General features: G+C 55.5%; 13 protein-coding genes and 1 pseudogene. 12 read left to right on the top strand and 2 right to left on the bottom strand.

What is annotated here, in order from left to right:
• Window positions 1-12: 12 nt before the first annotated feature.
• The 6 genes from KH813_RS00920 to KH813_RS00945 all read left to right on the top strand — a co-directional run bounded on the left by KH813_RS00920 (window position 13) and on the right by KH813_RS00945 (window position 3,367).
• Window positions 13-966, top strand: a complete 954-nt coding sequence (locus tag KH813_RS00920) for a ribose-phosphate pyrophosphokinase (RefSeq protein WP_303992072.1) — start codon at window positions 13-15, stop codon at window positions 964-966.
• Window positions 967-975: 9 nt separating this feature from the next.
• Window positions 976-1,551: an aminoacyl-tRNA hydrolase gene (pth, locus tag KH813_RS00925; RefSeq protein ID WP_303992075.1), complete on the top strand. Its 576-nt coding sequence runs from the start codon at window positions 976-978 to the stop codon at window positions 1,549-1,551.
• 84 nt (window positions 1,552-1,635) lie between these two features.
• Window positions 1,636-1,833, top strand: coding sequence for a hypothetical protein (locus KH813_RS00930; RefSeq protein ID WP_303992078.1), 198 nt, complete (start codon window positions 1,636-1,638; stop codon window positions 1,831-1,833).
• A 57-nt stretch (window positions 1,834-1,890) separates the two neighbouring features.
• Window positions 1,891-2,355, top strand: a complete 465-nt coding sequence (locus KH813_RS00935; RefSeq protein ID WP_303992081.1) for an NUDIX domain-containing protein — start codon at window positions 1,891-1,893, stop codon at window positions 2,353-2,355.
• The gene (locus KH813_RS00940) at window positions 2,352-2,693 is read left to right on the top strand and encodes an arsenate reductase family protein (protein WP_303992083.1); all 342 of its coding nucleotides are present in this window, start codon (window positions 2,352-2,354) and stop codon (window positions 2,691-2,693) included. Before KH813_RS00935 ends, KH813_RS00940 begins: the two co-directional genes overlap by 4 nt.
• A complete protein-coding gene (locus tag KH813_RS00945; RefSeq protein ID WP_303992085.1) occupies window positions 2,690-3,367 on the top strand; it encodes a thymidylate kinase in 678 nt (225 codons plus the stop codon). The genes KH813_RS00940 and KH813_RS00945 overlap by 4 nt, the downstream gene beginning before the upstream one ends.
• 38 nt (window positions 3,368-3,405) lie before the next feature.
• On the opposite strand, the gene KH813_RS00950 is transcribed toward KH813_RS00945, so the two are convergent.
• The gene (locus KH813_RS00950; protein WP_303992088.1) at window positions 3,406-4,410 is read right to left on the bottom strand and encodes a YitT family protein; all 1,005 of its coding nucleotides are present in this window, start codon (window positions 4,408-4,410) and stop codon (window positions 3,406-3,408) included.
• A 188-nt stretch (window positions 4,411-4,598) separates the two neighbouring features.
• On the opposite strand from KH813_RS00950, the gene ispE reads away from it, so the two are divergent.
• The 5 genes from ispE (at window position 4,599) to KH813_RS00975 (ending at window position 8,833) form a co-directional block, all read left to right on the top strand.
• Entirely contained in the window at window positions 4,599-5,453 is an 855-nt protein-coding gene (gene ispE / locus KH813_RS00955; RefSeq protein ID WP_303992091.1) for a 4-(cytidine 5'-diphospho)-2-C-methyl-D-erythritol kinase, read from the top strand.
• Window positions 5,450-6,184 (top strand): GntR family transcriptional regulator, encoded by a 735-nt coding sequence (locus tag KH813_RS00960; protein ID WP_303992093.1) that lies wholly within the window; start codon window positions 5,450-5,452, stop codon window positions 6,182-6,184. Before ispE ends, KH813_RS00960 begins: the two co-directional genes overlap by 4 nt.
• Window positions 6,181-6,678, top strand: a complete 498-nt coding sequence (locus KH813_RS00965; protein WP_303992096.1) for an 8-oxo-dGTP diphosphatase — start codon at window positions 6,181-6,183, stop codon at window positions 6,676-6,678. Before KH813_RS00960 ends, KH813_RS00965 begins: the two co-directional genes overlap by 4 nt.
• On the top strand, window positions 6,662-7,693 hold the full coding sequence (gene mutY / locus KH813_RS00970; RefSeq protein WP_303992099.1) for an A/G-specific adenine glycosylase: 1,032 nt from the start codon (window positions 6,662-6,664) through the stop codon (window positions 7,691-7,693). Before KH813_RS00965 ends, mutY begins: the two co-directional genes overlap by 17 nt.
• A 99-nt stretch (window positions 7,694-7,792) precedes the next feature.
• On the top strand, window positions 7,793-8,833 hold the full coding sequence (locus tag KH813_RS00975) for a metallophosphoesterase (RefSeq protein WP_303992102.1): 1,041 nt from the start codon (window positions 7,793-7,795) through the stop codon (window positions 8,831-8,833).
• Between the two features lie 33 nt (window positions 8,834-8,866).
• On the opposite strand, the gene KH813_RS00980 is transcribed toward KH813_RS00975, so the two are convergent.
• The gene (locus KH813_RS00980) at window positions 8,867-9,256 is read right to left on the bottom strand and encodes a thioesterase family protein (RefSeq protein ID WP_303992105.1); all 390 of its coding nucleotides are present in this window, start codon (window positions 9,254-9,256) and stop codon (window positions 8,867-8,869) included.
• A gap of 185 nt (window positions 9,257-9,441) precedes the next feature.
• Between KH813_RS00980 and KH813_RS00985 the strand changes: the two are divergent.
• Window positions 9,442-10,038: pseudogene (locus tag KH813_RS00985) on the top strand (threonine synthase); the annotation flags it as partial.

Raw genomic sequence — 10,038 nt, forward strand, 5'->3', positions numbered from 1 at the left:
GGAGATCACACCATGTCAGTCGAAACAGGAAAACAACTGAAGTTATTCACCGGAACGGCGCATCCGGAATTGGCCCAGGAGGTCGCGGACTATATCGGCATTCCTGTCGGCAAAGCATTTTGCGGCCGGTTTAATAACGGTGAAATCCAGGTCATGATTGATGAAAGCGTGCGGGGGACTGACGTCTTCCTGATTCAACCGACGGGTACGCCCGCCAATGATAACCTGATGGAACTGTTCATCATGGCGGACGCGTTACGACGCGCCTCGGCTCGTCATATTACCGCGGTCGTTCCCTACTACGGTTACGCGCGTCAGGATCGCAAAACGCGCGGCCGTGAACCGATCACCGCGAAACTCGTGGCGGATCTCATGCAGCGTTCCGGCATCACCCGTCTTGTCACGATTGATCTGCACGCGGGTCAAATTCAAGGATTCTTCGATATTCCCGTGGACCACTTGAAAGCCGCTTCGATTTTAGCGAAGCACATCCGCAAACAGGACATTCCGGATTTGATGATCGTTTCGCCCGACTTGGGCGGCGTCACTCGCGCGCGCGACTTGGCGGACCGCGTCGGCGCGCCGATCGCGATCATTGAAAAACGGCGTCCGCGTCCGGGGGTTGCCGAAGTCATGAATCTGATCGGTTCCGTCGAAGGCAAAAACTGTGTTATCGTCGATGATATCGTCGATACAGCGGGCTCTTTGGTGGAAGGCGCGAAAGCATTGCAGCGTTTCGGCGCGAAATCCGTACGCGCGGCCTGCACGCATCCGGTGCTGACCGATCCGGCGACGGAACGTCTGGCGGCGTCGAATATTAAAGAACTTATGATTACGAATACGATTCCGGTTGCGGCGGAAAAACAGCTGCCGAATATCACGCAACTCTCGGTCGCGCCGCTCTTGGGCGAGGCGATCATGCGGATTTTCCACAATGTTTCCGTCAGCAAACTGTTTGATAAATAGAGGTTTGTTTTGCAGTTGATTGTAGGCTTGGGAAATCCCGGCAGCAAGTACGCCGGTACGCGTCATAACGCCGGTTTCATGGCGGTCGCGGCGATCGCTGAAAAATACGGCGTGACGCGCTGGAAAGAGGAGCATCAGGCGCATACCGCGACGATTAACATCGACGGTGAAAAGGTAATGCTGGTCATGCCGCAAACGTTCATGAATTTGAGCGGCGACGCGGTCGGTCCGCTCATGCGCTATTACAAACTTTCACCGGCGGACGTAATCGTGATTTACGATGATATGGATTTGCCCGTCGGCCAGTTGCGCCTGCGGGTCAAAGGTTCCGCCGGCGGACACAACGGGATGAAATCGGTGATCGCGCATTTGGGCACCGATCAATTTCCGCATGTTCGCATCGGCATCGGTCGGCCGCAACCCGGCTGGACCGTCATTGATCATGTGCTGGCGCGTCCGCAGGAAGATGACGCGACGGCGATGGCGGAAGGGGTTCAACAGGCAGCCGAGGCGGCAGTCGGCATCTGCACGCTCGGCATGGATCTGGCGATGAACCGTTTCAATCCGCTCAAACGTACGCGCTGAATTGACAACTGTTCTTATTTTGGGTTATACTATCTCCACTACATAAAGGAACATATGTAGCGAAAGCATGAAGGAGGTAGGAACATGAGCAAGATTAATACCCTGACAAGTCAGTTAGCGGTACTCGGTTACACCGGGTTTGAAATCAGCGAGCTCATTCGGTCCGTCACTCATGGTCGAACGTTACATCAATTGAATCGCGCGGCGTTGCGTCGCGTGACGAACGTGCTCGAACAATATGTGCGACTGGGAACCGATTATGTCGCTAACTATAGCAAGTAGCAGGTAACCGAAAACGTCTATGCCGAACGGCATGGACGTTTTTTTACAAGGAGAATTATGCAGCGAAAACAGCCTCGCCAACGGACGATGGGTATGTCCGTCAAGGCGATTATTTGGCACCGCGGACGAATTTTAATTTTACAAAAAAAGGATCGTCCCGGCCGTCATCCGTGGGAGTTTCCCGGCGGCGGTTTGGAATTCGGCGAAGATTTCGCGGCGGCGTTACGGCGGGAAGTCAAAGAGGAAACCGGTCTTACCGTGCATATTTTAGGGCCGGTCGGTCTGTGGAATTTTCGTCGGCATCCGGTGCGGCCGTTGACCGGCGTCATGTTTATTTGCCGTTCCGATACGGAGAAAGTCACTCTTTCCTTTGAACATTTGGCGTATCGCTGGGTGCGCCCGGAAGAACTCGCCGAGTATCCGTTGCACGCGTCGTTGCGCAAAGCGCTCGCGCAAATCCGACCGGCGCAGTTGGCGCAGGCGGCGAAACTCGCGCAACAACTGGTGGGGGAAAACAAATGATTCAAATCATCGGTACGAAAAAAAATCGCGCCACGCAGCACGCGTTACGCTTTTTTAAAGAACGGCGCATCACATTTCAATGGCGGGATCTGACGGAAAAAGGACTCAGCCGCGGCGAACTGGAAAATATTCGCAGTCGCCTGAAAACGTTGCCGCTGGATCGGGAAGGGAAAGTCTTTCGCGCCGCGGTACGCCCGGGCGAAAGTTTTGATCCGCTGACTTTGGCGTTGCAAGAACCGCTGGTCTTGGAACTTCCCATTGTGCGCACGAAAACACAAGCCGCGAGCGGCATGGCTCCCGAACGTTGGCAGGAAATGGCGCGGGAGGAAGCGAAATGAAAGGACGTCTGATTGTCTTTGAAGGCGCTGACGGCAGCGGGAAAGCTACGCAGGCGGCTCTGTTAAAAGAAGCGCTTACGGCGCGCGGCGAGCGGGTCAAAAGCGTCACCTTTCCGAACTATGAGAGTCCGGCGGCGGGACCGGTGCGCATGTATCTGGCCGGTGAATTCGGCGCGCATCCGGATGATGTGAGCCCGTACGCGGCCTCCACCTTGTACGCGGTTGACCGTTACGCGTCGTATAAAAGCGACTGGGGCGCGTTTTATGAAGCGGGCGGCACGGTAGTCGCGGATCGTTACGTGACGTCCAACATGGTGCATCAGATGACCAAGCTGCGCAGCGCGAAAGAAAAACGCGAATTTTTGCAGTGGCTGGACGCGTTTGAATACGGCACGCTCGAATTGCCGCGTCCCGATCTCGTCATTTTGCTCGATATTCCGCGTGACGTTTCCGAGAAGCTGTTGGCGGCGCGCACGCAAAATAAAGATCAGGCCGCGCAAGCGACCGATATCCATGAAGCGGATCGTGAATATTTGGCACGTTGCTATGCCGCCTACGATCTTTTGGCGCCGCATTACGGCTGGGTCCGGATCCGCTGCACGGACGGTGACCGTTTGTTGACGGTGGAAGAAATACATGCCAAGGTACTGGCGTGTGTGACGGGCAACCGTTAAATAAGCACAAAAAAAGAATCCCGAGCGGGATTCTTTTTTTATTCTTCCGGAGGTTCTTTCGGCACCATGCGACTCGCTTCCTGGACGTTGGCTGCTTGCGGTGAGATCTGCACCGGATGTTTTTCGGCGGGGAACAGCGTTTTCTTGCGGATCAGCCGCCCGAACTCATCATGGTAATACTGCGCTTCCTGCGGAATAGTAGGTGTTTTCGGCGAGGTAAAGCCGCGCCCCATGACATCCGCTGTCGGCGTAATGAACATGAATGCGTGCGGATCGATCTCGTCAAGCAGCTTTTTGATTTTCGCGATCTGCGTCAGGTTGATGACAACAAAGATAACTTTGCGCATTCCTTTGGTAAACGCGCCTTCGCCGTAGAGAATCGTCACGCCGCGGCCGACTTCGCGAATGATCGCGTCGGCGATTTCATCGGCGTGCTCGGAAACAATATAGGCGGTTTTGCGTTGGTTCAAACCGATGACCACTTTATTGGTGACGAGCGATTGCGTGTACATGCCTGCCAGCGTCAGCACCGCGAGCTCCAGGTTGAAGATGATCGCGCCCGCCGCCATGATGCAGGCGTTAAGGGCGAAGATAACGCTGCCCATTTCCAGCGAATATTTTTTCTTCACAATGGCCGCGACGACATCCAGTCCGCCGGAGTTGCCGTCGTAACGATACATCAGACCCGAGCCGACGCCGAGCAGTATGCCGCCGAAGACCGCGGACAATACGGACTCATGAATGTACATCGTTTGCGCGAGCGGCGCGAGGAGATCGACGGCGACCGACATCATGACCGTGCCGTAGATCGTAATACCGGTAAAGCGTTTGCCGAGATATAACACCGACAGAATAATCATCGGGATATTGATGACTAAGTTCGCGATACCGAAAGAAATGCCGGTCAGGTAGTAGATGATGACCGCCACGCCGGTGATCCCGCCCGAAAGCAAATTGTGCGGAATATAAAACATGTTCAGTCCGACCGCGTAAATAAAGCAGCCGACAGTGACCATTAAAAGCGTATGTAGAAATGAACGCATAAAGCCCCTTTCAGCGCGTGCTCATTGTAAGCGCCGCTAAATTCGAGTATACTGAATAGGAAACGGATGTATCGAAAAAATACCATTTACTTACCGGCGACGCCCTTTTCGGACGGCGCGGGAAACACCCGTATCTTATAAATTATCTTATACGATTCGATTGATTTTTGCTAGAGGCAGGTGACTGTATGCAGGAAGAATTGGCACCCGCTAAAATTAATTTGGCACTTGCCATTACCGGTCGGCGCGTGGACGGTTACCACAATATTGATACCGTGATGCATTCGATCACGTTAAGCGATTCCGTCTTTTTCAGTCCGGCCGATGAATTGATTTTTCGTTGCAATGATTTGTCGCTGCCTTTGGGCGCCGGCAATTTGGCGTGGGAAGCGGCTCAACTGGTGCGCCGTTATGTCGGCCAACGGCGAGGCGTGGCGATTCAACTCAATAAACGAATTCCGGCGGGCAGCGGCCTCGGCGGCGGCTCCAGCGACGCGGCCGCCGTGTTGCGCGGCCTGAACCGGTTTTGGCAACTCGGTTTGACGGACGCGGAACTGTTATGGCTGGCGGGTCAACTCGGGAGTGACGTGCCGTTTTGCGTTTTCGGCGGTTGCGCTCGCGGCAGAGAAAAGGGCGATGTGCTGACGTCGTTGCCGGAGTTGCCCGAAACGAACCTGGTCATCGTCATGCCGCCGCTCAGCGTGGCAAGCGCGCAGGCGTACGCGCGTTACGATGCGACACCCTTCGCGGGCACGGTCGATGTGACCGGCGTGGTCGCGGCATTGGGACAGCGGCCCGAGATGGTATGGCGACGCTTGGGCAATGATTTTTTGGCGCTGCTTGCGCCGACGGAACCGAAGTTGCAGGAGCTTTCAAAGTTTTTGCGCGATCTGCGCTACCCGTATTCACTGACGGGCTCCGGCGCGGCCTTTTTCGTGGCGGTGCCGACGGCTCGCGAAGCGTATTTCGTGATGCGGCAAATCGAACGGGAGCAGCGCGGTTGGCGCAGTTATCAAGTTAAAACGAGGGGCGGTTATCGATGAAAAAACGAACTCATGAACGATTGGCGCCAATTCACTTGGACGCGTATCGTCCGTTGCGTGAACTCGTCGCGGAAACATTGCGCACGGCCATTCAGAACGGCACTTTACAGCCCGGCGAGCGCCTGATGGAATTACAATTGGCGGATGAACTCGGCGTTTCGCGCACGCCGATTCGCGAAGCGGTGCGCGAACTGGAAGCGGAAGGTTTTGTGGTGATGATTCCGCGGCGCGGCACTTATGTCGCGGACATTTCGCTGAAAGATATTTCCCAAGTATTTGAAATCCGCACGGCGCTCGAAGAACTCGCGGCCGGTTTGGCGGCGGAGCGCATCACGGAGGAAGAACTCGAAGAACTTGAACGTCTGCTCGTGGAAATCGGCGATTACATCGAGAACGGGGACATCGACAAGATCGTCGAGACGGATATTAAATTTCATCAAATTCTGTATACGGCCAGTCGCAACAGTCGCCTGAGCGAAATCATCAACAACTTGCGGGAAATGTTGACGCGTTTTCGCTCCGTATCGTTGCACTATCCGGGACGCTTGCAGGATACCTGGCAGGAGCATCGCGATTTGGTCGAAGCCATCGCCGAACACAACGCGACGCGCGCTCGCAAAATTGCGGTACGGCATATGGAAAATTCGGAGCAAACCTTATTGAAAGGCATCGCGGAAGATAAATCGGTGGCGGCATTTCTTTCGCAGCATGTCGGGAGCCGTAAACGATGAAACCGACAACGTTGGTCTTTGTACGGCGCGATGACGGGGCAGTTCTTTTGGGAAAGAAACGTCGCGGTTTCGGCGTCGATAAATGGAACGGTTTCGGCGGCAAGGTGCGCTCGGGAGAAAGTCTGCGCCAAGCGGCGGCGCGTGAACTGCGGGAAGAGACGGGACTGGTTGTCGAACCGGAAAATCTCGTATTGACGGGGCATTTGCAATTTCGTTTTGAAGACCATCCGGAACTCAATCATCCGGCGACGATTTATATCGCGGAGCGTTACGAAGGGATACCGAAGCCGACGGAAGAAATGGAGCCGGAGTGGTTTTATCCGAACGCCGTGCCTTACGAAGAGATGTGGTCGGGAGATCACCTCTGGCTGCCGCAACTTTTGGCGGGGCATGCGATTAAAGGCATGATTTTATTTGCCGAGGATCAGGAAGAAATCATCGCGTTTGAATTGCGCGAAGTCGAGCGGGAGAGTTTACGTGACGACCTGGGTTGAAAAACTGCTGGCCTGGTTCAAAGTCAACGGCCGCGAACTCCCCTGGCGGGAAGAGCGTACGCCGTACCGCACCTGGGTATCGGAAATCATGTTGCAGCAGACGCGCGTGGAGGCGGTGCGCGCCTACTACACGAACTGGCTGGAGAAATTTCCGACGCCGGAGACGGTGGCGCAGGCTTCTACGGAAGACGTTCTGCACGCCTGGCAAGGGCTTGGTTACTACCGGCGCGCCCGCCTTTTGCAGCAGGCGATGCAGGAAGTCCAAGCGCGATACGACGGCGAAATTCCGTCGGGGCGTGACGAACTGTTGGCGTTGCCCGGCGTCGGTCCGTACGTGATGGGAGCGATCCGTTCGCTCGCCTTTAACGAACCCGAACCGGCGGTCGACGGCAATGTCCTGCGCGTATTCGCCAGACTGTACGGGATCACCGGAAATATTTTGGACGCGCCCGTGCATCGCGAAGTGACGAAACTCGTCGCGGAAGTATTGCCCGCGGATCGGCCGCAGGAATTTAACGAAGCGCTGATGGATTTCGGCGCGATGGTCTGTATTCCGCGCGCGCCGCGGTGCGGTCAGTGCCCTTTGCGCGAGGAATGCGCGGCGTACCGAACCGGGCAGACGGACACCTTGCCTGTACGTCGGAAAAAAACACAGCAACAAAAATGGTATGCCTCCGTCGCCGTGGTCGCCCGCGACGGGGCGTTTTTATTGGAACGGCGACCGGAAGAAGGCATGCTCGCCGGCATGTGGCAGTTTCCGCAGCAGTTGGCGCGGACATTGACGGCCGCGAAAGAGGAACTGTTTACGCAGTATCCGCCGCAGTCCAGGCAATGGTTTTGGCGGCATAAGCACGTGTTTTCGCATCGCATTTGGGAATTGCGGGCGTACCGCGCGGCGCCGCCGTCAACATTAGCGGGGGATTTTCGCTGGGTGCGGCCGGACGAATTTGTGACGCTGCCAATGGCGGGACCGCATGCCAAGTTGGCGACATATATTTTAGATCGGGATCGGTAATTAAAAATGACTCGAGTGAACTTTATTTTACTTGCTTTATTGACAATTTCCTTTGTCGTATCTTTTATAAATTCCGCGTGTCTGGCGGCTCTGTGGAGGATGAATCAGTACACGCTTTTCGGCAGCTTTCTAAGCATTTCGTGGCTGGCGGCCGCCTACTACTTTTTTTACGCGGATTTATATTTGACGACCTTCGCCGGCGCGTTCGGCCGTTTTCTGGCATTGCTTAGCGTCTCCTGGCTGATCTGGCAGATCGCCGTGGCGGTGCCGCTGCTCATTGTGCGTATCCTTTCATTATTCGGCGGAAAAAGGGGACTTTGGTCGACGCTCAGCGCGTTCATCATGGTCGGCGCTGTCGTCATGATCGGCGCGGGTCTCTACGGTAGCGAACATTTGGACTATGAAACGAAAGAATTACGCTACACGAGTTTACCGTATCAATTTGACGGTACCAAAATCGCGCTCATTACCGATTTGCATATCGGACCGTACTACCACGTCAGTGATCTGGCGGAGATTTTGGAACAGGCGGAACGCGATGAAGTGGATTACGTCGTTTTGGGCGGTGACCTGATTGATGACGTGCGGGAGCTTCCGGCGTTGCAGCAACTGTTGAAAGAAAAAGCGCCGAACTTTCGACTCGGTATCGATTATGTGTGGGGCAATCACGAATACTTCCGCAACCAGCCGCTGATCGCGGACTACCTTGCGCAATCCGATATTCGCATCTTGAAAAATGAGCACGCCACGCTTTCCCGCGATGGCGCGACTATCTACGTGGCCGGTGTGGATTATCCGTTCGAACGCGGCGAGAACTTGAAAGCGCAAGCCAAAGAGTATACGGATCAAGCCATGGCGGGCATTCCGGAACGTGCGTTCGTGATGTTGCTGGCACACCACCCGCAATTTTTGGAAGAAGGTTTCACGCGTCACGTTGAGCTGACGTTGGCCGGACACACGCACGGCATGCAGTTCGGTCCCGCCGGGCAGACGTTTCCGCTGATGTATCCGTACAATCGCGGCCTGTTTACGCGCGGCGCCAATGTCGGTTACGTCAGTCGCGGCGCGGGCGGCTGGATGCCGCTGCGCGTATTTTGCGATCGCGAAGTGACGTATTTCACGCTGAAATGCGGACGTTAAAAAAGATCCTCCGTGGAGGATCTTTTTTATTGCTTACTTGCGCGCTCGCGTCGCGGCATTCGCCAAAAAACGTGACGTATTCACCGCAACGCGCGTGTGCGTACCTTCGGCGACGACGCCGATCTCGTCACGCACCGTCACGGTAAATTCGTATTGCCGTCCGGTGTGCGCCGTGATTTCCGCGCAGGCGGTCAGCGTCATTCCGACTAAGCTCGGCGCGGTGTGCGTGAGAGAAATGCGCGTGCCGACCGTAGTTTCGTCATCGTTCAGGTGTGGCGCGAGCGCGGCGACGGCGGCCGCCTCCATTACGGCGGCGATCACGGGCGTCGCGCACACGTCGACGGTGCCGCTGCCGACGGTCGCGGCCGTATCCGCGGCGGCAATGACGCGGGTAAAGCTTCCTTTAGTACCGATCATGGACATGGTATCCCTCCTCCGTTTATTTACATTGTACCCAAGCGCGGGAAAATTGTCAGGCGCGTCGCGCTCGGCGCATCTTCACGTATGGTATAATAGGTACTAAATTATGCATATAATTACGGCTGTAAAGTCGTTTTATGCCGTTGGGGCATGTTAGGATCAGGCGCAAGCCAAAGGAGATGAATACCATGAATTTTGTCAGTACGCGCGGGCGCGCTCCGTCCGTTACCGCCGCGGAAGCTCTTGTTTCAGGTCTGGCACCGGATGGGGGACTGTACGTTCCGGAATCTTTACCGGCACCGCGTGAGGACTGGGAAGCAACGGCGAATCTGACATACGCGGAACTCGCCGCCGAAGTATTGGCGCTGTTTTTTACCGATTGGGAAAAAGAAGAACTGTTGACTTTATGCCGCAAGGCATACAACGGGACATTCAATATGCCGGGGATTATTCGCGTGCGCAAAGTCGGTGAAAAACGTTACTTCACGGAACTGTTCCATGGCCGGACACTGGCGTTCAAAGACATGGCGTTATCTTTATTTCCTCATTTACTGCAGGCCGCCAAGGAAAAACTCGGGCGCGCGGAAACGACCTTGATCCTGACCGCGACCAGCGGCGATACGGGCAAAGCCGCGTTGGCAGGATTCCAAGATGTGCCGGGAACGGAAATCGTGGTGTTCTATCCGGAACACGGCGTCAGCCCCGTGCAAAAATGGCAGATGCAGACCCAAGAGGGGGAAAACGTGCACGTGTACGGTGTCGAAGGAAACTTTGACGACGCGCAG

It is taken from the genome of Negativicoccus succinicivorans (assembly GCF_018373335.1).
GTDB classification, from domain to species: domain Bacteria; phylum Bacillota; class Negativicutes; order Veillonellales; family Negativicoccaceae; genus Negativicoccus; species Negativicoccus succinicivorans_A.

What these genes read in the sequence shown, in the direction of transcription:
- KH813_RS00930 (WP_303992078.1), top strand. Translation starts at nt 1,636, where the DNA reads ATGAGCAAGATTAATACCCTGACAAGTCAGTTAGCGGTACTCGGTTAC.
- KH813_RS00965 (WP_303992096.1), top strand. Translation starts at nt 6,181, where the DNA reads ATGAAACCGACAACGTTGGTCTTTGTACGGCGCGATGACGGGGCAGTT.
- ispE (WP_303992091.1), top strand. Translation starts at nt 4,599, where the DNA reads ATGCAGGAAGAATTGGCACCCGCTAAAATTAATTTGGCACTTGCCATT.
- KH813_RS00960 (WP_303992093.1), top strand. Translation starts at nt 5,450, where the DNA reads ATGAAAAAACGAACTCATGAACGATTGGCGCCAATTCACTTGGACGCG.
- KH813_RS00945 (WP_303992085.1), top strand. Translation starts at nt 2,690, where the DNA reads ATGAAAGGACGTCTGATTGTCTTTGAAGGCGCTGACGGCAGCGGGAAA.
- KH813_RS00980 (WP_303992105.1), bottom strand. Translation starts at nt 9,256, where the DNA reads ATGTCCATGATCGGTACTAAAGGAAGCTTTACCCGCGTCATTGCCGCC.
- KH813_RS00975 (WP_303992102.1), top strand. Translation starts at nt 7,793, where the DNA reads ATGAATCAGTACACGCTTTTCGGCAGCTTTCTAAGCATTTCGTGGCTG.
- KH813_RS00920 (WP_303992072.1), top strand. Translation starts at nt 13, where the DNA reads ATGTCAGTCGAAACAGGAAAACAACTGAAGTTATTCACCGGAACGGCG.
- KH813_RS00940 (WP_303992083.1), top strand. Translation starts at nt 2,352, where the DNA reads ATGATTCAAATCATCGGTACGAAAAAAAATCGCGCCACGCAGCACGCG.
- KH813_RS00950 (WP_303992088.1), bottom strand. Translation starts at nt 4,410, where the DNA reads ATGCGTTCATTTCTACATACGCTTTTAATGGTCACTGTCGGCTGCTTT.
- KH813_RS00935 (WP_303992081.1), top strand. Translation starts at nt 1,891, where the DNA reads ATGCAGCGAAAACAGCCTCGCCAACGGACGATGGGTATGTCCGTCAAG.